At 69.1% G+C, this 20,030-nt stretch carries 17 protein-coding genes and 1 tRNA gene; 9 read left to right on the top strand and 9 right to left on the bottom strand.

Translation table 11 applies throughout. From position 1 onward, the window contains the following. Window positions 1-27: 27 nt before the first annotated feature. The 4 genes from ACWGJM_RS28000 to ACWGJM_RS27985 all read left to right on the top strand — a co-directional run bounded on the left by ACWGJM_RS28000 (window position 28) and on the right by ACWGJM_RS27985 (window position 4,594). On the top strand, window positions 28-378 hold the full coding sequence (locus ACWGJM_RS28000) for a chorismate mutase (RefSeq protein ID WP_453414517.1): 351 nt from the start codon (window positions 28-30) through the stop codon (window positions 376-378). A 115-nt stretch (window positions 379-493) separates the two neighbouring features. Then, entirely contained in the window at window positions 494-1,039 is a 546-nt protein-coding gene (locus ACWGJM_RS27995; protein WP_453414481.1) for a response regulator, read from the top strand. A 99-nt stretch (window positions 1,040-1,138) separates the two neighbouring features. After that, complete coding sequence (pepN, locus tag ACWGJM_RS27990) at window positions 1,139-3,640, top strand: aminopeptidase N (RefSeq protein WP_453414480.1); 2,502 nt, start codon at window positions 1,139-1,141, stop codon at window positions 3,638-3,640. Between the two features lie 120 nt (window positions 3,641-3,760). Next, entirely contained in the window at window positions 3,761-4,594 is an 834-nt protein-coding gene (locus ACWGJM_RS27985; protein WP_453414479.1) for an NAD(P)H-binding protein, read from the top strand. Between the two features lie 21 nt (window positions 4,595-4,615). Here ACWGJM_RS27985 and ACWGJM_RS27980 read toward each other — a convergent pair whose 3' ends face one another. Then, complete coding sequence (locus ACWGJM_RS27980) at window positions 4,616-5,155, bottom strand: GNAT family N-acetyltransferase (RefSeq protein WP_453414478.1); 540 nt, start codon at window positions 5,153-5,155, stop codon at window positions 4,616-4,618. Window positions 5,156-5,332: 177 nt separating this feature from the next. Here ACWGJM_RS27980 and ACWGJM_RS27975 point away from each other — a divergent pair, with 177 nt between their 5' ends. Together ACWGJM_RS27975 and ACWGJM_RS27970 are read left to right on the top strand one after the other, a co-directional pair. Next, entirely contained in the window at window positions 5,333-6,691 is a 1,359-nt protein-coding gene (locus ACWGJM_RS27975) for a pyridoxal phosphate-dependent decarboxylase family protein (RefSeq protein WP_453414477.1), read from the top strand. Next, on the top strand, window positions 6,688-8,100 hold the full coding sequence (locus ACWGJM_RS27970; protein ID WP_453414476.1) for a lysine N(6)-hydroxylase/L-ornithine N(5)-oxygenase family protein: 1,413 nt from the start codon (window positions 6,688-6,690) through the stop codon (window positions 8,098-8,100). The genes ACWGJM_RS27975 and ACWGJM_RS27970 overlap by 4 nt, the downstream gene beginning before the upstream one ends. Before the next feature lie 35 nt (window positions 8,101-8,135). On the opposite strand, the gene ACWGJM_RS27965 is transcribed toward ACWGJM_RS27970, so the two are convergent. Next, complete coding sequence (locus ACWGJM_RS27965; protein WP_453414475.1) at window positions 8,136-9,959, bottom strand: bifunctional metallophosphatase/5'-nucleotidase; 1,824 nt, start codon at window positions 9,957-9,959, stop codon at window positions 8,136-8,138. Between the two features lie 149 nt (window positions 9,960-10,108). Between ACWGJM_RS27965 and ACWGJM_RS27960 the strand changes: the two genes are divergently transcribed. Continuing rightward, window positions 10,109-10,792 carry an SIMPL domain-containing protein gene (locus tag ACWGJM_RS27960; RefSeq protein ID WP_453414474.1) on the top strand — a complete coding sequence of 228 codons (684 nt, stop codon included), beginning with the start codon at window positions 10,109-10,111 and terminating at the stop codon, window positions 10,790-10,792. Window positions 10,793-10,967: 175 nt separating this feature from the next. Beyond that, window positions 10,968-12,398, top strand: coding sequence for a pyruvate kinase (pyk, locus tag ACWGJM_RS27955; protein WP_453414473.1), 1,431 nt, complete (start codon window positions 10,968-10,970; stop codon window positions 12,396-12,398). Between the two features lie 8 nt (window positions 12,399-12,406). Here the strand turns inward: pyk and ACWGJM_RS27950 are convergent, their stop codons facing one another. Together ACWGJM_RS27950 and ACWGJM_RS27945 are read right to left on the bottom strand one after the other, a co-directional pair. Next, complete coding sequence (locus ACWGJM_RS27950; RefSeq protein WP_453414472.1) at window positions 12,407-13,162, bottom strand: transcriptional regulator; 756 nt, start codon at window positions 13,160-13,162, stop codon at window positions 12,407-12,409. Between the two features lie 106 nt (window positions 13,163-13,268). Continuing rightward, window positions 13,269-13,341, bottom strand: a tRNA-Leu gene (locus ACWGJM_RS27945). Window positions 13,342-13,442: 101 nt separating this feature from the next. Here ACWGJM_RS27945 and ACWGJM_RS27940 point away from each other — a divergent pair. After that, window positions 13,443-14,099, top strand: a complete 657-nt coding sequence (locus ACWGJM_RS27940; protein WP_453414471.1) for an ANTAR domain-containing response regulator — start codon at window positions 13,443-13,445, stop codon at window positions 14,097-14,099. Between the two features lie 95 nt (window positions 14,100-14,194). Here ACWGJM_RS27940 and ACWGJM_RS27935 read toward each other — a convergent pair whose 3' ends face one another. The 5 genes from ACWGJM_RS27935 to ACWGJM_RS27915 all read right to left on the bottom strand — a co-directional run bounded on the left by ACWGJM_RS27935 (window position 14,195) and on the right by ACWGJM_RS27915 (window position 19,945). After that, the gene (locus tag ACWGJM_RS27935; RefSeq protein WP_388788818.1) at window positions 14,195-14,911 is read right to left on the bottom strand and encodes an ABC transporter ATP-binding protein; all 717 of its coding nucleotides are present in this window, start codon (window positions 14,909-14,911) and stop codon (window positions 14,195-14,197) included. Continuing rightward, window positions 14,908-15,840, bottom strand: a complete 933-nt coding sequence (locus ACWGJM_RS27930; RefSeq protein ID WP_453414470.1) for an ABC transporter ATP-binding protein — start codon at window positions 15,838-15,840, stop codon at window positions 14,908-14,910. Before ACWGJM_RS27930 ends, ACWGJM_RS27935 begins: the two co-directional genes overlap by 4 nt. Window positions 15,841-15,845: 5 nt before the next feature. Then, window positions 15,846-17,669 carry a branched-chain amino acid ABC transporter permease gene (locus tag ACWGJM_RS27925; protein WP_453414469.1) on the bottom strand — a complete coding sequence of 608 codons (1,824 nt, stop codon included), beginning with the start codon at window positions 17,667-17,669 and terminating at the stop codon, window positions 15,846-15,848. 5 nt (window positions 17,670-17,674) lie between these two features. Next, complete coding sequence (locus ACWGJM_RS27920) at window positions 17,675-18,604, bottom strand: branched-chain amino acid ABC transporter permease (protein ID WP_453414468.1); 930 nt, start codon at window positions 18,602-18,604, stop codon at window positions 17,675-17,677. A gap of 114 nt (window positions 18,605-18,718) precedes the next feature. Further along, window positions 18,719-19,945 carry a branched-chain amino acid ABC transporter substrate-binding protein gene (locus tag ACWGJM_RS27915; protein WP_453414467.1) on the bottom strand — a complete coding sequence of 409 codons (1,227 nt, stop codon included), beginning with the start codon at window positions 19,943-19,945 and terminating at the stop codon, window positions 18,719-18,721. Between the last annotated feature and the right edge of the window lie 85 nt (window positions 19,946-20,030).

Here is a 20,030-nt window from a genome sequence, read left to right as displayed (position 1 = left end):
AGCGCGCGCCCCTTAGGGTTGGCACCCATGACCACCAGCAACACCGGCACCGGTGCCGTCGACCCGTCCGTCCGCGAGGAACTCGAGCGGCTGCGCGACAGCATCGACAACATCGACGCGGCCGTCGTGCACATGCTCGCCGAACGTTTCAAGGCCACCCAGCAGGTGGGCCGGCTCAAGGCCGTCCACCAGCTGCCACCGGCCGACCCGGCCCGCGAGGCCCGGCAGATCGCCCGGCTGCGCAGCCTCGCCGAGAACGCCAGACTCGACCCGGCGTTCGCCGAGAAATTCCTGAACTTCATCATCGCCGAGGTGATCAGGCACCACGAGCGCATCGCCGAGGACACCGTCAACCACCAGGCATCCAACGCCGGCTGACCGCCCGCGGGCGCCCTCGGCCGGGCCGTCGCCGCGCACGCATCGTCAACCGGCGAGCACCCGGTGTCAGTGCCGGGACGTAAGCTGGTTGTCCACGTGGGAGGGACGTCGGGCCATGCTGTCGGATGCCAAGATCCTCATCGTCGACGACCACAAGGACACGCTGTACGCGCTGGAGAACGTCCTCGCCCCGCTGGGCTACCGGCTCGGCCGGGCCACCAGCGGAGACGAGGCGCTCAAGCAGGTGCTGCGCGGCCAGGTCGGCCTGCTGCTGCTCGACGTGCGCATGCCCGGCGTCAGCGGCCTGGACGTCGTGCGCTATCTGCGCCGCCTGGAGCAGACCCAGCACATACCGGTCATCCTGCTCACCGGCTTCGGCCCCGACCAGGAACTGACCGCCAGCGCCTTCGCCCTCGGCGTCGCCGACCTCGTCCTCAAGCCCGTCGACCCCTGGGCCCTGCGCACCAAGGTCCGCTACCTCTACGACGCCCACCAGCACCGGCTCGCCCTGGAACAGGAGATCCGCGAACTGCGCGCCCTGGTCAAGGACCCCACCCGGCCCCAGGACCACACCGCGCACCCCTCCCTGCCCCACCCCGACGCCCACGTCCCACCGCCGCGCGACGCGTACCGCACCGGCGCGGGCCGCGACCGGCCCTGACCCGGCGCACGCCCCACATCCCCCCGGCGCGGACCGGACATATGGCGCGTACCGATCCGCCCCTGTGCCGTGTCTGCGACATCAGGCAGCATGTCGTTCATGTCCGTACTGACGCGCGACGAAGCGCAGACCCGTGCCCAGCTCCTCGACGTCCACCGCTACACGATCGACCTCGACCTGACCACCGGGGACGAGACCTTCGACTCGCGTGCCGTCATCCGCTTCACCGTGCGGCCGGGCAGCGCCACCGTGGACACCTTCGTCGAGATCAAGCCCGCCGAGCTGCGCTCCGTCACCCTCGACGGACAGCCCCTCGACCCGGAGACCCTGGACCGGGACCGGCTGCCCCTGAAGGACCTCACCCCCGGCGAGCACGAACTGCGCGTCGACGCGACAATGCGCTACTCCCGCACCGGCGAGGGCATGCACCGCTTCACCGACCCCACCGACGGCGAGACCTACGCCTACAGCCAGCTCTTCATGGAAGACGTGCAGCGCGTCTTCGCCGCCTTCGACCAGCCCGACCTCAAGGCCGTCTTCGAGCTGACCGTCAAGGCCCCCGAGGGCTGGACCGTACTCGCCAACGGCATCACCGAACACCTCGGCGACGGCCGCTGGCAGGCCGCCCCCACCCCGCCGCTGTCCACCTACCTCGTCGCCGTCGCCGCCGGCCCCTTCCACTCCGTACGCACCGAACACCGCGGCCTGCCCTTCGGCATCCACTGCCGCCGCTCGCTCGCCCCCCACCTAGACGCCGACGCCGACGAGATCCTCGACGTCACGCGCGCGTGCTTCGACCGCTACCACGAGAAGTTCGACGAGCCCTACCCCTTCGACTCCTACGACCAGGCGTTCGTACCCGAGTTCAACGCCGGCGCCATGGAGAACCCCGGCCTGGTCACCTTCGCCGACAAGTTCGTCTACCGCTCCGCCGTCACCGACACCGAACGGCAGACCCGCGCCATGGTCATCGCCCACGAGATGGCCCACATGTGGTTCGGCGACCTCGTCACCCTCAAGTGGTGGGACGACATCTGGCTCAACGAGTCCTTCGCCGAGTTCATGGGCTACCAGACCACCCTCGAGGCAACCCGCTTCACCGAACCCTGGGTCGAGTTCGGCGTCGTCCGCAAGCCCTGGGGCTACGACGCCGACCAGCGCCCCTCCACCCACCCCGTCGCTCCCGAAGCCGTCGACGACACCGCCGCCGCCCTGCTCAACTTCGACGGCATCTCCTACGCCAAGGGCGCCTCCGCCCTGCGCCAGCTGGTCGCCTGGCTCGGCGAGAAGGACTTCCTGGCCGGCATCAACACCCACTTCGCCCGCCACAAGTTCGCCAACGCCACCCTCGCCGACTTCATCGACTCCCTCGCAGCCAACACCGAACGCGACGTCCACGCCTGGGCCGACGCCTGGCTGCGCACCACCGGCGTCGACACCCTCACCCCGCGGCTGACCACCGACGGCGCCACCTGCGCCCTGACCATCGAACGCGCCGGCAGCCGCCCGCACCGCATCTCCGTCGGCCTCTACGACCAGGACCTCGCCGACGAGGGCCACCTCACCCTGCGCGAACGCATCGACGTCGACGTCCCGCAGACCGACCCGAAGCCCATCGGCAAACGCCCCTCGCTGATCGTGCTCAACGACGGCGACCTGACCTACACCAAGGTCCGCTTCGATCCCGAGTCCTTCCAAACGGTGCGCACCAGCCTGTCCGGCCTGCCCGACCCGCTCACCCGCGCGGTGGTGTGGAGCACCCTCAGGGACGCCGTCCGAGACGGCGAACTCCCGCCCGCCGCCTACCTGGACATCGCCCGCACCCACCTCCCGCACGAGACCGACCTCGCCCTCGTACAGGGCGTGCTCGCCTTCGCCTCCACCCAGGTCGCCGACCGCTACCTCGCCCCCGAGGAACGGCCCGCCGCCCTGGCCACCCTCACCGCACTGTGCCGCGACCTCATCCGCCGCACCGAGGACGGCGACAACCCCGGCCTGCGCCTGGTCGCCGTACGCCACCACATCGACGTCGCCGCCCACCCCGACACCATCGCCGCCTGGCTCGCCGAGGGCACCGTGCCCGGCGGACCGGAACTCGACCCCGAGCTGCGCTGGCGCATCCTGGCCCGGCTCGCCGTCCTCGGCGCCACCGACGAGACCACCATCGCCGCCGAGCTGGAACGCGACCCCAGCGCCAGCGGCCAGGAGGGCGCCGCCCGCTGCCGGGCCGCCCTGCCCGACCCCGAGGCCAAGCGCCGCGCCTGGGAGGCGATGTTCACCGACGACACCCTCTCCAACTACCTCTTCGCGGCCACCGCCCAGGGCTTCTGGCAGCCCGAACAGGCCGACCTGGTGAGCGAGTACGTGCCCCGCTACTACCAGGACGCGCCCGCCCTGGCCGCCCGCCGCGGCCCCGCCATCGCCATCGCCACCGGCCGCCTGGCCTTCCCCGCCCACGCCGTCGACGCCGAGAACCTCCGCCTCGGCGAGGCCTGCCTGCGCGACGCCGACCCGGTCACCGCCCTGCGCCGCAAACTCGCCGACGAACTCGACGACCTCGCCCGTGCACTGCGCGTGCGCCAGGCACAGGACCGGCACTAGGGCCCTAGGACCGGCGACGTAGGGCACGTCTGGTCCCTGCCGACGATGCGGCGGGCCGGTCGTCCTGCCTAGGCTCGACAGAGCCCGAGGACGATCGGCCCGAGCATCCGAGGAGAAACCGTGATCGCAGTGACCGGTGCCACCGGCAACGTCGGCCGTGCCCTGGTGGAACGACTCGTCACCGCCGGCCGGCCCGTACGGGCGCTGACCCGCGACCCGCAGCGGGCCGCACTGCCGCAGGGCGCGGAGGTGGTGCGATTCAGCCCCGACGAGGGCGCCGCCCTGTTCGAAGGCGCGTCGAAACTGTTCCTCTACGTACAGGCGGGCGCCGGCCGGACCGACGCCCTCCTCGACGCGGCCCGCAAGGCCGGCGTCCGGCACGTCGTGCTGCTCTCCTCCGCCATCATCCAGGAAGGCGCCGACGAGACCCACCCCATCCACGTCATGCACGCAACCGCGGAACGCCAGATCCGCGACAGCGGCCTTCAGTGGACCTTCCTGCGGCCGGGCGCCTTCGCCACCAACGCCCTGCAATGGGCTCCCCAGATCCGCACCTCGGACACCGTCCGCGGCGTCTACGCGGACATGGTCGCCGCCCCCATCCACGAGGACGACATCGCCGCTGTCGCCGAACGCGCCCTGCTCGACCCCGGACACGAGGGCGCCGTCCACCGACTCACCGGCCCCGAGGCCGTCACCAACGCCCAGCAGATCGCCGCGATCGGCCGGGCGGTCGGCCGCGACCTGCGGTTCGTGGAGGCACCGCCCGAGGAGATCGGGCCCGAACTGTTCCCGAACGTTCCCCCGGACTTCCTGCACGGCCTCCTGAAGTCCTTCGCGGCCACCGTGGGCGTCCCCCCGGAGATCACCACCACCGTCGAGAAGATCACCGGCGTCCCGGCCCGCACCTTCACCCGGTGGGCCCAGGACCACGCGGACGACTTCCGCGGCTGAACGAGCCGTCGGCCGGGCGCGTCAGCCCCGGTCGACGCGCAGCTCCGCCCGCCGCACACCCCGCTCACGCGGCCCCGCCCGCCGGTTGCCCACCTCCACGCCCACCACCGACTCCTCCTCCAGCACGAAGCCGAGCCGCTCCAGGAAACGCTCGCCCGGCCGCCAGCCGGGCGGGACCGTCGCCCGCACCCGGGTGACACCCTCCGCGCGCGCGAGCAGCGCCCCGGCCACCGCCCGGCCCAGCCCCCGGCCACGGGCCCAGGGCGCCAGCAGGAACATGCCCACCGACACCGCACCCGGCTCCGGGTGGTCCCGTACCGCGTCCACCAGGCCCGTCACCACCCCGTCCCGCTCAACGACCAGAAGCACCTTGTCCTCCGGACGGGCCCCCTCGGGCAGCGAGTAGAACAGGCTCTGCACATCACCGGGCGCCGACGGCAGCCCCGTCGCGGCCACGAACCAGTCCTCGCACGCCTCGAACAGCGCGAGCAGCGGCGCCTCGTCCGCCGGGACCGGCTCCCGCACCACCACCCGCTCACCGGGCACATCCAGCATCCACATGTCAACCATCCGACCGACGCCACCCACCCTCCGGAACGCACCCAACACGTTTTCCCCGCACGGGAGTACCCACTTCCGGGTCCGCTCGTTGAACTTTCCGGATGCGCAGCCCCATCCGCGTACAAGCTGGAACCACCGCGGCGGATGTCCCCTCGCCCGCGCCCCGGAGGAGAGCCCATGAGCATGCCGCCCCTCGCCTCAGGACCCGACGGCCCCGCGGCCCTGCGGCCGCTGCTCGACACCGTCCTCGACGCCCTGCGCGAAGGCGGCCGGTCACGCGGTGGCCCACTGCCCGAAGGCGGCCCGCAGGCCGTCACCGCCCGCATCACCGACGCCGTCGGCGACGTCCTGCCCCACGACGGCGAACCCGAGGCCCTGCGCACCCTCGTACACGCCCTCGCCGAAGGCTCCGCCGACCCCGCCGACCCGCTGTGCACCGCCCATCTGCACTGCCCGCCCCTCGCCGTCGCCACCGCCGCCGACCTCGCCGCGAGCGCCCTCAACCCCTCCCTCGACTCCTGGGACCAGGCCCCCGCCGCCTCCGCCCTCGAAGCCCTCGTCACCCGCGCCCTCGCCCACGAGATCGGCCTCGCCGACGCCCTCGTCACCACCGGCGGCACCGAAGCCAACCAACTCGCCCTCCTGCTCGCCCGCGAGGCACACGGCGGCAGCGTCCGACTGGTGTGCGGAGCCAACGCCCACCACTCCCTGTCCCGCGCCGCCTGGCTGCTGGGCCTGCCCGACCCGGTCGTCGTCCCCGCACCCGCCGGCACCCTCGACCCCGCCGCCCTCGACGAAGCCCTCACCCGCCTGCCCCGCCCGCTGCTCGTCGCCGCCACCGCCGGCACCACCGACGCCGGCCTCATCGACCCGCTGCCCGAGATCGCCGGCCTGTGCGCCGCCCACAGCGCCCGCCTGCACATCGACGCCGCCTACGGCGCAGGCCTCGTCTTCAGCGACCGCCACCGGGAAAAGCTCGCCGGCCTCGAAGCCGCCCACACCGTCGCCCTGGACCTGCACAAACTCGGCTGGCAGCCGATCGCCGCCGGCCTCCTCGCCGTCGCCCGCCCCCGCGACCTCGCCGTCCTGAACCAGCACGCCGACTACCTCAACGCCGACGACGACACCGAAGCCGGCCACCCCGACCTGCTCGGCCGCTCCCTGCGCACCACCCGCCGCGCGGACATCCTCAAGATCGCCGTCACCCTCAAGACCCTCGGCCGCACCGGCATCGGCGCCCTCGTCGACCAGGTCTGCGCCCGCGCCCGGCAATTCGCCGCCCTCGTCCAGGACCACCCCGGCTTCGAACTCCACGACCGGCCCGTCATCAGCACCGTCCTGTTCCGGCCCGCCGACGCCACCGACGACACCGTCGCCGACGTACGCCGCAGACTCCTCCAGGACGGCCGCGCCGTCCTCGGCCGGGCCCGCATGGACGGCCGCCTCTGGCTCAAGGCCACCCTCCTCAACCCCCACACCGGGCCCGACGACCTGGCCCACCTCCTGAAACTCGTGGAAGGAACCACCCCCAGATGACCATCCCCCCACACCACGAGCCCGAAGCACCGCGCGACCTGGTCGGCATCGGCATCGGACCGTTCAACCTCTCCCTCGCCGCCCTCGCCCACCCACTCGCCGAACTCGACGCCGTCTTCTACGAACAGCGCCCCGGCTTCGACTGGCACCCCGGCCTGCTCATCGACGGCGCACGCATCCAGGTCCCCTTCCTCGCCGACCTGGTCACCCTCGCCGACCCCGCAAGCCCCTGGAGCTTCCTCAACTACCTCAGAGCCCGCGACCGGCTCTTCCCCTTCTACTTCGCCGAGCGCTTCCACATCCAGCGCGCCGAGTACGACGCCTACTGCCGCTGGGTCTCCCAGAGCGTCCCCGGACTGCGCTTCTCCCACCAGGTCGACTCCGTCCGCTGGAACCCCGAACGCGACGTCTTCGAAGTCGACTTCACCCAAGTCGACGCCGAAGGAGAGGCCGAGGCCCTCGGCCGCACCCACACCAGGAACATCGTCCTCGGCGTCGGCACCGCACCCCACGTCCCGGACCCCTTGAAACCCCTCGTCGAAGCCCCCGGCGTCCCCGTCGTCCACGCCGCCGACTACCTCGACCACCGCGACACCATCCTCGCCGCCGGACACGTCACCGTCGTCGGCTCCGGACAGTCCGGCGCCGAAGTCTTCCTCGACCTGCTCCGCCACCGCCCCGCCGGCCACGAGCGACTGCACTGGATCGGCCGCACCGAGTCCTTCGCACCCATGGAGTACTCAAAGCTCGGCCTCGAGCACTTCACCCCCGACTACACCCGCTACTTCCACGCCCTCGACCAGCCCACCCGGGACCGGCTCGTCGCCTCCCAATGGCAGCTCCACAAGGGCATCGACGCCGACACCATGGCCGACATCCACGACGAGCTCTACCAGCGCACCCTGCACGGCGGCTGGCCCGACACCGTCCTCACCCCCGGCGTCCACGTCCGCACCGCCGGACGCATCGCCACCAGCAAAATCGAACTCCACCTCGAACACGTCCAGCAGGGCAGCCGCTCCCGCCTCACCACCGACGCCGTCGTCCTCGCCACCGGCTACCGCGAACGCCCCCTCGGCCGCCTCCTCGCCGGCCTCGACCCCTATCTGCGCCGCGACAGCGGCGAACGCCCCCGCGTCGACGAACACTTCCGGATGGTCCTCGACCCCTCCGTCACCGGAACGGTGTACGTACAGAACGCCGAACTCCACACCCACGGCGTCGGCGCCCCCGACCTCGGCCTCGCCGCCTGGCGCAGCGCCACCATCCTCAACACCCTGACCGGCAAGGACCCCTACCCCCTGCCCGCCCGCACCGCCTTCACCACCTTCGGCCTCGACCGGCGACCCCAGGTCCCCGACACCCGAAGGCCCCCCATGACCCTCACACCCCTCGTCGACGGCAGGTAGGAAAACCCCCGCCGTCGACGTGACACCCCGGCCCACTAGAAGACAGGCGTGCCGTTCCGCGTGAGCTTCCAGTCCACCGACGCGAAGTCCTTCGGATCCAGCACACCCTTCGCGGTCACCCACTCCGCGATCCGGGTACGGATCTCCGTCGACTCCGACCACAACTCCTTGGCCGAAGCGACATACGGGAACGCACCGCCACCATTGGCCCGGTAGTTGTTCACCGCGAGCACGAACTGCTGGGCGTCGTCCAGAGCGGCACCGCCGAAGGTCAGGTTCTTGATCCGCGCACCGGCCGCCTGGGCGATGTCGATCTCGTACTGGAAGCCCGAGACATAGTCGTAGTTGTAGTCCGGACGGCCGCTCGCGTTGGTCAGCTTCTCCACGTCGACCGCCGCGTCGGCGGCCGTCTGCACGAAGTACTCCGCCGAGTACTCCAGGTACGCCCGCAGCTGCGCGCCCGTCATCAGCTTCGCGACCAGCGTGTTGTCATACACGTACAGGCTGGACAGATCCCGGATCGTCACATCGCCGGCCGGGATCTCCGAGGTGCGGGAGAACGGCGAGGCCTGCGCGACCACCGGCAGTGAGGCGTACTCGGTGCCCGCCAGCGCCGCCTTGACCACGTCCTCCTGGACCTTCGTGATCAGGTCGATGATCGGGGCGTCCTTGTAGCGGGCCTCGACCGTGGTCAGCGTCGCGGTCGCGGTGCCGACGACCTGGTTGACGTACTCGACGACCTTCGCGTGCTCGTCCGCCAGCAGCTTGGTGATCTTCGGGTCGTCGGCGACCGAGCTGGAGTTCCGCAGCGAAGCGGCGACCGACTCCACCTCCCACTTGCCCTTGCTGAACACCAGCTCGATGTCGAACAGCGTGAGACGCTCGGCGAAGCACAGCGGCTCCGACAGCACGACCGTCCTGCCGGTCGCCTCGTTGGTGACCTTCAGCTCCGGGATCTCCACATGCGCGTGCCCGACCAGGATCGCGTCGATGCCCGGCACCTGCTTGGCGACGTTGGCGGCCGCGTTCTCCACGTACGGCACCTGGTCACCGTACGACGAGGTACCCGAGGAGCCGCTGTGCGCCGACACCACCACGACGTCCGCGCCCATCGAACGCAGCTTCGGCACCCACTTCGCCGCCTGCTCCTCCAGACCCGGGAAGGTCAGCTTCCCCTGCACGAACGCCTTGTCCCAGATCGCGATACCCGGGTTGGTGAGACCGAGGACGGCGACCTTCACCGGCGGGGCGCCCGGCACATGGAACTTCTTGATGAAGTACGGCGGGAACGCGGGCTTCTGCGTCTTCGCGTCCAGCGCGTTCGCGCCCAGCAGCGGAAAGTGGAGCTGCTGCTCGAACTTCCGCAGCGTCTCGATGCCGTAGTTGAACTCGTGATTGCCGAGCGCCGCCGCGTCATAGCCGATCGCGTTCATCGCCTGCGCCATCGGATGCACCGGACCACCCTTGGCGGTGATCGGGTCCACCTTCGCGTAGTAGTACGTCAGCGGGGTCCCCTGGATCGTGTCACCCGCGTCCAGCAGCAGGGTGTTGCAGCGGCCCCTCTCCTCGCGCACCTGGTTCACCAGGGTCGAGATACGGGCCAGGCCCATCGCGTTGCCCGCCTTGTCGGAGTACTCCGCGTCCTTGAAGTAGTCCCAGTTGAAGACATGCCCGTGCAGGTCCGTCGTGCCCATCACGGTGAGCGAATACCGCTTCGGCTGCTTCGCGGGCTTCCCCGCCGCGGCCGCCGCGGCCGTCTCGGCCGCCTCCGCCGACGGAGCCGCCGCCGCGCCGGCGATCGCCACTCCCGCCCCGGTGGCGGCGGATTTCTTCAGGAACTTCCGGCGGTTCAACGGCATGTCTCGATCCCCTCGGGAAATGGTCAACGACGCGCGTAGATTCTGACCCGTTCATGACTTGCCGCAACAGATACAGCAGGTTTCGATCTGGTGACCTAACCGGTCAACTCCCGCCGCCCAACCAGAAAAGACCTGACAGAGTAGGACGTATGACCACCCCCCACGGCACCCCGGACGCCCCCCTCCTCGTCGTCCGCGGCGAAGCCGAACTGGAAGTCGAACCCGAGATCGCCCGCATCAGCATCACGGTCACCGCCCGCGGCCGCGACCGACGCACCGCCCTCGACGACCTCACCCACCGCAACACCACCGCCCTCGACCTGATCAAGTCCTACGGAGACACCGTCGAACGCCTCTCCGCCGGCGCCTTCTCCATCACCCCCGAACTCAGCGAACGCGGCCGAGGCGAACGCGTCCACGCCTACCACGGCCGCGTCAACCTCACCGCCGACTTCACCGACTTCACCGTCCTCGGCGAACTCACCACCCGCCTCGCCGACATGGAGCTCACCCGCGTCGACGGACCCTGGTGGCTCCTGCGCCCCGACTCACCCGTACACCGCCAAGCCCGACAGCAAGCAGTACGAGAAGCCGTCCAGCGCGCCCACGAATACGCCACCGCACTCGGCACCACCGTCGCCGCCCTCATCGAACTCGCCGACACCGGCACCGACCGACCCCAGCCCGCCCGCACCCCCTTCACACGCGGCGTCCGCCGCGCCTCGCTCGCGGGCGCCGCCGAGCCCCCCGAACCACTCGACCTGGAACCCGAACGCCTCCGCGTCAGCGCTCAGGTCAGCGCGCAATTCACGATGGCGCCGCCACAGCTCTGACAAAGGAACGGCGCTCACTTTCCGTTCGGACGCAATTCCGGGCGGTGTTTCAAAAATGCTCATCGGAGCGGCCGGTCGCACAATTCAACACTTGTCAACGAGCCTTCATCCAAAGGACGTTGAGTGGTCACGCCCCACCGATTCTCTACCGGCGGGTAAGGCCTAGGCTCGATACATGCGCCGAGCAAAGATCGTCTGTACTCTTGGGCCCGCCACCGACACATACGACCAGATCAAGGCACTGGTCGACGCCGGAATGGACGTCGCCCGATTCAACCTCAGCCACGGCGGATACGCCGAGCACGAGGAGCGCTACCACCACGTACGAAAGGCCTCGGACGAGACCGGGCGTAGCGTCGGGCTCCTCGCCGACCTTCAGGGCCCGAAGATCCGCCTCGGCCGCTTCGCCGAAGGCCCCGTACTCCTTGAACGCGGCGACTCCTTCACCATCACCGTCGAACCACACGTCGAAGGCGACCGCCACCAGTGCGGAACCACCTACTCCGGCCTCGCCGCCGACGTCACCCCCGGCGAACGCGTCCTCGTGGACGACGGCAAGGTCTGCCTCGAAGTCACCGCCGTCGACGGCCCCCGCATCCACACCACCGTCGTCGAGGGCGGCATCATCTCCGACCACAAGGGCCTCAACCTCCCCGGCGTCGCCGTCTCCGTCCCCGCCCTCTCCGAAAAAGACGAAGCCGACCTGCGCTGGGCGCTGCGCACCGGCTTCGACGTCATCGCTCTCTCCTTCGTCCGCAGCGGCAAGGACATCGAGGACGTCCACCGGATCATGGACGAGGAGGGCCGCCACCTCCCGGTCATCGCCAAAGTGGAGAAACCGCAGGCCGTCGACGCCATCGAGGACATCGTCGCCGCCTTCGACGGCATCATGGTCGCCCGCGGCGACCTCGGCGTCGAGATGCCGCTCGAACAGGTCCCCCTCGTCCAGAAGCGCGCGATCAAGCTGGCCAAGCGCAACGCCAAGCCGGTGATCGTCGCCACCCAGATGCTCGACTCCATGATCGAAAACTCCCGCCCGACCCGCGCGGAGGCCTCCGACGTCGCCAACGCCGTCATCGACGGCACCGACGCCGTGATGCTCTCCGGCGAGACCAGCGTCGGAAAGTACCCCGTCGAGACGGTCCGCACCATGTCCAAGATCGTCGAGGCCGCCGAGGAAGATCTCCTGGCCAAGGGCCTCCCGCCGCTCACCGAGAACAACAAGCCCCGCACCCAGGCCGGCGCCGTCGCCCGCGCGGCCGCGGAGATGGGCGACTTCCTCGGCGCCAAATTCCTCGTCGCCTTCACCCAGTCGGGCGACACCGCCCGCCGCCTCTCCCGCTACCGCTCGCCGATCCCCCTCCTGGCCTTCACCCCGGAACCGGCGACACGGTCCCAGCTCAGCGTGACCTGGGGCGTCGAAACCTTCCTCGTCCCGGACGTCGGCTCCACCGACGCGATGGTCGACCAGGTCGACGAGCTGCTCCTCAAGTACGGCCGCTGTCGGCCGGGCGACAGCGTGGTCATCACGGCCGGCTCACCGCCCGGAGTCTCCGGCTCGACGAACATGGTGCGGGTGCACCACATCGGCGAGGACGACTGCTGACCGCGGTTTCAGTGCTTGGGGCCCACGTGGGTGTCCATGAGGGCTACGGAGGCTTTGCGGGCGACGGAGATGTTGAAGGGGGTTCCGCTGCGGGTGCACTGCGTCCACTCGACGCCGAGTTTGTCGAGGGTGTCGGTGTAGAGGCGGCGGATGTCCTCGGAGACGTTGGTGAAGAAGTACCGAGGGTATTCGTAGCGCTTGCGCTCACCGGCAATGACCTTCTCGGTCCAGTTGGTGATGCGGCAGCCGTCGGAGTGGATGAGGCCGCGAATGAACTCCCAGGGGTGGGCGTCGACGATGTCCTGTTGCCAGGGTTCGAGAGCGATACGGCGTTCGTGTTTCTTGCCGGGGCCGTGTTGAGGGAATAGCTGAGGCCAGTGAGGGGAGTAGCTGGTCACCGTCGCGCAGCCCTGCCTCTGAAGCGTGTATACGCCGACCCCTGGGCGGACTTTTGTGATGGCCTCGCGGCACTGCTGCATGAGTCCGGGCCATGCGTCGGCACACGCGATTCTGAGGTAGTAGCCGCTGCGCGGGTGAGGGCTGATGCACCCGTCACCGAGATAGAGGCCGAGTAGATAGGCGTACGCGCGGTCGTCGGAGGGTGGTCCGGGGTCCGGCGGCGCCATGCGGGGTAGCGGTTCGAGGCGGTCCTGCCATGAGCGGATCGCGGCGCGTGAGATGCCGGTCTCGCGGCTCACCGAGTTGAGGCTGCGGCCTTGGATGACCAGGGCGAGGGCTCGCTTGCGTGTGCTGATGTCGTACATGCGGCCACTCTGGGAGAGTGATCGCGGCGACACGCAGCAAAAAGCGGATGTTCACGAGAACGTGCTCATCCGCTTTATAAACTCAACCTTGGAAAAGAAGGAAAAGTGCCCCGGGTGGGATTCGAACCCACGCTGTCGGTGGTTTGAGCACCGTGCCTCTACCGCTGGGCTACCGGGGCTTCCTCTAAAACGAAGGTTGGCGGTCACCCGCCGTGCTCTACCTTACCGCAGCTAGGTACGCTCTTGTCAGCAGTACCCCGCCCCTGAACGAGGAGCCCGAGTGACCGCCCCCGAGTCGCCCCAGCCCGTAGACGTGCCCGATGACGACAAGTCGCACGTGCCTCCGCTGACGACCCGTGTCGTCATCGCCGAGGACGAGGCCCTGATCCGGCTCGATCTCAAAGAGATGCTGGAGGAGGAGGGGTACACCGTCGTAGGCGAGGCCGGTGACGGGGAGCAGGCCGTGGAGCTGGCTCGCGAGCACCAGCCGGACCTGGTCATTCTGGACGTGAAGATGCCGAAGCTGGACGGCATCTCGGCGGCGGAGAAGATTGCCGAGGAGTCGATCGCACCGGTGCTGATGCTCACGGCGTTCTCGCAGCGCGACCTGGTCGAGCGGGCCCGGGACGCGGGTGCCATGGCGTACCTGGTGAAGCCGTTCAGCAAGAGCGATGTCGTTCCGGCGATCGAGATGGCCGTCTCGCGGTTCAACGAGCTGCGGCAGCTGGAGAAGGAGGTCGCCGACCTCACGCAGCGGCTGGAGACGCGCAAGCTGGTGGACCGGGCGAAGTCGATCCTTCAGACGGAGTACGGGCTGACCGAGCCGGCCGCCTTCCGGTGGATCCAGAAGACGTCGATGGATCGCCGGATGTCGATGCAGCAGGTCGCGGAGGCGGTCATCGCGGACAGCGAGGAGAAGAAGTCGGCCAAGGGCTGATTGCAGGCGCTTCGTGCGACGAGGCCCGCGCCCCGGAGAAACGGGCGCGGGCCTCGTCGTATGTACGCAGGTACGGTCTACGTGCCTCGGTCGGTTCAGTCCTCGCCGAGGTACGCCTTGCGTACGGATTCGTCGTGCAGCAGGTCCTGCCCGCTGCCCGAGAGGACGATCTTGCCGACCTCCATGACGTGGCCGTGGTCGGCCAGGGACAGTGCGGCCTGGGCGTTCTGCTCGATGAGCAGGATGGTGGTGCCGTCGGCCTTGAGTTCCTGGATGGTGGCCATGATCTTCTGCATCATGATCGGGGAGAGGCCCATGGAGGGCTCGTCGAGCATGAGCAGTTTGGGCCGGGACATCAGGGCGCGTCCCATGGCGAGCATCTGCTGTTCGCCGCCGGAGAGGGTGCCTGCGGGCTGTTTCCGTCGTTCTCCGAGGATGGGGAAGAGGTCGTAGGCGCGCTGGATGTCCTTTTCGATGCCGTCCTTGTCGTTGCGGAGGAAGGCGCCGAGGCGGAGGTTGTCCTCGATGGTCATGCGGGGGAAGATGTGCCGGCCTTCGGGGGAGTGGGCCAGCCCCAGCGAGACGATCTTGTGGGCGGGGATCTTGTTCAGCGTCTTGCCGTCGAACTTGATCTGCCCGGCGAGGGGCTGGAGGAGGCCCGAGAGCGTCCGCAGGGTCGTCGTCTTCCCGGCGCCGTTGGTGCCGATGAGGGTGACGACCTCGCCGGCTTCGACCTTGAACGAGATGCCTTTGACGGCTTCGATCTTGCCGTAGGCGACCCTGAGGTCTTCGACCTCGAGCAGTGCGGTCACTTGGCGTCTCCTTCTGCGGTGCTCTGCGCCTCGGCGTCCTCGGCCTCGACCTCGGCGTCCTCGACCCCGGTCTCGGTCTCGGTCCCGGAGGCCCCGGCCTCGGCGGCCTCGACCTCGGCGGCCTCCTCCGTACCGGGCGTGCCCTCGAAGGGTGTGCCGAGGTAGGCGGCGATGACGCGTTCGTCGGCCTGGACGACTTCGGCGCTGTCTTCGACGATCTTTTCGCCTTGGACGAGCACGGCGACGCGGTCGCAGAGGTTCATGATGAACCGGATGTCGTGCTCGATGACGAGGATGGCGGTGCCCTTGTCGCGGATGGCGAAGACGAGTTCCTCGGTGGCCCGGGTCTCCTGGGGGTTCATGCCCGCGGTGGGCTCGTCGAGGAGCAGCAGGCCGGGCTCGCTCGCGAGTGCGCGGGCGATTTCGAGCTTGCGCTGTTCGCCGTAGGGCAGGTTGCGTGCGAGGTGGTCCGCCTTGGCGGCGAGGCCGGTGAACTCCAGGAGTTCCATGGCCCGTTCGCGGGACTCCTCCTCGGCCTTCTTGAAGCCGGGCAGGCGCAGGAGTGCGGACCAGAGGCCTTCGTTGGTTCTGGTGTGGCGTCCGACGAGCACGTTTTCCAGGACGGTCATGTTGGCGAAGAGCCGGATGTTCTGGAAGGTGCGGGCGATGCCGGCCTGGGTGACGAGGTGGGGTTTGGGCGGCAGGACGGTGCCCTTGTACTTCACTGTGCCGCTGGTCGGGACGTAGAGGCCCGTGAGGCAGTTGAAGAAGGTGGTCTTGCCCGCGCCGTTGGGTCCGATGAGGCCGACGATCTCGCCGCTGTTGACGGTGAGGTCGACGGAGCGTACGGCGGTGAGGCCGCCGAAGCGCATGGTGACGTCGCTGGCGTCGAGGACCGTCGTGGTGGTGGCGGTTGTGGTGGTGGTCATGGCGGTCACGCCCCTGCCTTCGCGACGCCGGTGGCACCTTCGGGCAGTGCTGTGTCCTCGGGTACGTCGAGTTGTCCGGTCTCGTGGAATTCGAGCTGCTTCCTGCGGTCGGCGACGAGGCCTTCGGGGCGGAAGCGCATGAGGAACATGAGCGCGATGCCGAAGAGGAGGAGCTGGTAGTCCGCCATGAACTGGAGTTTGGCCGGGATGAGGTAGAGGAGGGCGGCGCCGATGAGGGGTCCGCTGATGGTGCCCATGCCGCCGAGGATGACGGCGGCGAGGAGGAAGGCGGAGTTGGGGGGTACGGAGCCGGCGAACTGGTACTGGTCGGGGGTGACGCTGTAGGAGACGTGGGCCTGGACCGTGCCGGCGAAGCCGGCGAGGGAGGCGCCGAGGGCGAAGGCGAGGAGTTTGAGGCGGAAGCCGTTGATGCCCATGGCGGTGGCGGCGGTCTCGTCTTCGCGGATGGCGACCCAGGCGCGGCCGATGCGGGATTCCGCGGAGCGGCGGAAGACGGTCACGACGACGGCCGTGAACAGCAGCATCAGCAGGTAGTAGTTGCCGGAGCGGGTGAGTTCGTGGCCGACGACGTCGTGGGGCAGGCCGAGGTTGAATCCGAAGATCTCCAGGTCGGGGATGTTCGGGATGCCGTTGGAGCCGTTGGTGACGTCGGGGCCGCTGTTCCCGTTCAGGTTGTTCATGGTGATGCGGAAGATCTCACCGAAGCCGAGGGTGACGATGGCGAGGTAGTCGCCGCGCAGCCGTAGGGTCGGGGCTCCGATGACCACGCCGAAGATCAGCGAGGCGAGGGCGCCGGTGAGGACGGCGGCCCAGAACGGGAAGTGGACGCCGATGGTGGACTGGGGGGAGCCGGAGACCAGGGCGGCGGCGTAGGCGCCGACGCCGAGGAAAGCGACGTATCCGAGGTCGAGGAGGCCGGCCAGGCCGACGACGACGTTGAGGCCGAGGGCCACGGTCGCGAAGATGAGGATGTTCGCGCCGATGAGGGCGAACTGGTCGTTGGTCTGGGTGAAGGGGAAGCAGATCGCGGCGGCGAAGGCGGCGCCGACGGTGACGTTGCGGTGTTTGGCGGTGAGGGTCGACAGCCGCTTGAGGAGGCCGGCACGGGTGACTGCGGTGAATCCGAAGCCGGCGATGATGAGGAAGCCGATGAACAGTTCGGAGTAGTCGGTGCCGAGGGCGTAGGAGAAGACGTAGAGGCCGATGCCGAAGCCGGCGGCGATGATGAGGATCTCGGCCCAGGCGGGGAGGTCCTTGGCGCGGCCGGGGTCGGGGGCGGTGAGCGAGTGACGGATCCTGCCCCAGAGGTTCGGGGTGGGGTCGCTTTCGTCGTACGGCTGGTCGACGGGGAGGCCGAAGGCCGCGATGACGGCGATGAGGGAGCCGATGCCGGAGACCCAGGCGCCGGGTTCGAGGTTGACGAGGCCGCCGAGTTCGTCGCTGATGGCGCCCATGGCGTAGCCGGTGGTGCCGAAGGTGCCGAGGGCGAGAAGGACGACGGGGCTGTTGGTGCCGCCGGGGGTGAGCCAGCGCAGTCCTCGGATTCCGTAGCCGGAGAGGGCGAACAGCAGGGTGAGGACTGCCCCGATGAGGGTGAGGATCTGGAGGCCGCCGGGGTAGCCGGTGACGGTGAGGTCGCCGGGGAATTCCGCGGTCCAGGTCCAGGCGAGGAAGGTGCCCACGAGTGCGACGGCGGAGCCGGCGATGGTGGTGATGCGGGCGAGGGCCGGGGGCAGTGGAATCAGCGGAGTTGCCCGGGTGGGCGGCTCGGTGATGTCCGGGGTGTCGGTGGGTGTTTTGGTGGTCATGGGTATCACGCCCGATCCGCGACGCGCTCGCCGAGGAGGCCTTGCGGTCGGAAGAGGAGGACGAGGATGAGGAGGGCGAAGGCCCAGACGTCCTTCCAGGCGCCGCCGCCGAAGAGGTCCATGCCGGGGATGTCGCCGATGTAGCCGGTGGCGAGGGATTCGGCGACGCCGAGGACGAGGCCGCCGAGCATGGCGCCGTAGATGTTGCCGATGCCGCCCAGGACGGCCGCGGTGAAGGCTTTGAGGCCCATGAGGAAGCCCATGCGGAAGCCGACCTGGCCGTTCTTGAGGCCGTAGGCGACGGCGGCGATGGCTGCGAACGCGGCGCCGATGGCGAAGGCCATGACGATGATGCGGTCGGTGTTGATGCCCATGAGTTTGGCGGTGTCCGGGTCCTGGGCGGTGGCCTGCATGCCGCGTCCGGAGCGGGTCTTGGTGACGAAGAGACCGAGGGCGATCATGCAGAGGGGGGCGGCGATGATGACGAAGAGGTCGCCGCGCTGGATGTTGGCGCCGAAGATGTCGAAGGGGCCGCCGTCGAACTGGGGGAAGGGGCGGTCCTTCTTGGCGTCCGGGTACCACTTCCAGACGATCTGCTGGAGGACGATGGACAGTCCGATGGCGGTGATGAGGGGTGCCAGGCGGGGTGCGTTGCGCAGGGGGCGGTAGGCGAAGCGTTCCGCCGCGGTGGCGACGCCGACGGAGACGATGACGCCGCCGAGGATCATGAGGGGGATGGCGGCGCCCAGGGCGAAGTCCTTGGGGAGCCAGAGCCAGACGGTGAGGGCCCCGAAGCCCCCGACCATGAAGATCTCGCCGTGGGCGAAGTTGATGAGCTGGACGATGCCGTAGACCATCGTGTAGCCGATCGCGATGAGTCCGTACATCGCGCCGAGGATGAGTCCATTGGCCAGCTGTTGCGGCAGTTCGTTCACCGCAGGGCCTCCGTGGAGTGGTTCGGATACGGCGCCGCGCGGGAGCGCTGGTGGGCGCTCCCGCGCGGCCTGATCAATGTGTGCAGTGGTGAGGAATCCGTGTTCTTTCCTCGCTCAGCCGATCTTGGGCACCCCGCTGTACTCCGGCGTCCACGCGTTCTTGTTGATCTTGTACGCGGTCATGGTGTGGTTGGTGGTGTCGCCGTACTGGTCGAAGGAGATGGTGCCGGTGACGCCGTCGAACTTGACCTTGGCCATGGCGTCCAGGACCGCCTTGCGGCCGTCGGTGGGGAGCTTGCCGCTGTTGCCTTCGACGGCGAGCTTGACGGCTTCGATGATGGACCAGGTGGCGTCGTAGGTGAGGCCGCCGTAGGCCTCGTAGGCGTCCTTGTAGCCCGCGTTCTTGTAGTTCGCGATGAACGTCTTGGCGGAGGGCAGCTGTTCGACGGGCTTGCCGACGGAGGTGGCGAGGTCGCCTGCGGCCTTCTTGTTGAGCTTGGGGTAGTCGCCGGAGTAGATGCCGTCGCCGCCCATGAGCGGGATGTTCTGGCCGCTGTCCTTGAGCTGCTGGCTCAGGGGGGCGGCGGCCGGGTACTCGCCGCCGTAGTAGAGGGCCTGGGCGCCGGTCTTCTTGATCTTGGCGACGACGGCGTTGAAGTCGCGGTCGTCGGGGTTGACGTGGTCGCTGCCGACGATCTTGCCGCCGAGCTTGGTGAAGTTGGTCTTGAAGGAGGCGGCGAGGCCGGCGCCGTAGGTCTTCTGGTCGTCGATCAGGTAGGCCTTCTTGATCTTGCCCCTGTTGTACAGGTAGTCGGCGGCGAAGGCGCCCTGGATCTCGTCCGTGGTGGCGGTGCGGAAGAAGGTCTTGAACTGGCGGACCCTGTTGTTGGTCTTCCAGCCGTCGCCCTGGGTGAGTTCGGTGCCGGTGTTGGCGGGGGAGATCTGGGTGAGGCCGGCGTCGTTGAACGGCTTCTGCATCTGCTGGGAGACGCTGGAGTTCAGCGGGCCGACGACGCCGAGGATGTCTTTCTCGTTGATGAACTTCTGGGCGTTCTGCTGGCCGACGGAGGGCTGGGCCTGGTCATCGAGGGCCTCGACCTTGAATTCGACGCCCTTGACGAACTCCTGCTTGTTGGCCGTCTTGGCGGCCAGGTCGGCGGAGTTCTTGATGCCGAGACCGAGGGCCGAGAGGTCGCCGGTGAGCGGAGCGTCGACACCGATCACAACCGTGGTCTTGTCGCCGCTGCTGCTGCCCTTGTCGTCGCGCGACCCACAGGCAGTGAGTGTCAGCGATCCCGCCGCGAGAGCGGCGGTGATAGCGATGATCGAACGTTGACGCACGAATCAGGTCCTTTCCCTGGCGCGCGGCGGCTCCCCGTGGAACGCACCGAGTCCGGCGCCGTGGCCATGTGGCTGGCTGTGAATC

This window comes from Streptomyces sp. NPDC054834 (assembly GCF_053611185.1).
Note: the sequence above shows the minus strand (reverse complement) of the source record. Positions and strands in the feature narration are given on the sequence as shown.

Excerpts from the sequence above, each read along its gene's own strand:
- ACWGJM_RS27965 (WP_453414475.1), bottom strand. The coding sequence starts at position 9,959 with ATGCCGTTGAACCGCCGGAAGTTCCTGAAGAAATCCGCCGCCACCGGG.
- pepN (WP_453414480.1), top strand. The coding sequence starts at position 1,139 with ATGTCCGTACTGACGCGCGACGAAGCGCAGACCCGTGCCCAGCTCCTC.
- ACWGJM_RS28000 (WP_453414517.1), top strand. The coding sequence starts at position 28 with ATGACCACCAGCAACACCGGCACCGGTGCCGTCGACCCGTCCGTCCGC.
- ACWGJM_RS27995 (WP_453414481.1), top strand. The coding sequence starts at position 494 with ATGCTGTCGGATGCCAAGATCCTCATCGTCGACGACCACAAGGACACG.
- ACWGJM_RS27930 (WP_453414470.1), bottom strand. The coding sequence starts at position 15,840 with ATGACCACCACCACAACCGCCACCACCACGACGGTCCTCGACGCCAGC.
- ACWGJM_RS27980 (WP_453414478.1), bottom strand. The coding sequence starts at position 5,155 with ATGTGGATGCTGGATGTGCCCGGTGAGCGGGTGGTGGTGCGGGAGCCG.
- ACWGJM_RS27975 (WP_453414477.1), top strand. The coding sequence starts at position 5,333 with ATGAGCATGCCGCCCCTCGCCTCAGGACCCGACGGCCCCGCGGCCCTG.
- pyk (WP_453414473.1), top strand. The coding sequence starts at position 10,968 with ATGCGCCGAGCAAAGATCGTCTGTACTCTTGGGCCCGCCACCGACACA.
- ACWGJM_RS27960 (WP_453414474.1), top strand. The coding sequence starts at position 10,109 with ATGACCACCCCCCACGGCACCCCGGACGCCCCCCTCCTCGTCGTCCGC.
- ACWGJM_RS27970 (WP_453414476.1), top strand. The coding sequence starts at position 6,688 with ATGACCATCCCCCCACACCACGAGCCCGAAGCACCGCGCGACCTGGTC.
- ACWGJM_RS27925 (WP_453414469.1), bottom strand. The coding sequence starts at position 17,669 with ATGACCACCAAAACACCCACCGACACCCCGGACATCACCGAGCCGCCC.
- ACWGJM_RS27950 (WP_453414472.1), bottom strand. The coding sequence starts at position 13,162 with ATGTACGACATCAGCACACGCAAGCGAGCCCTCGCCCTGGTCATCCAA.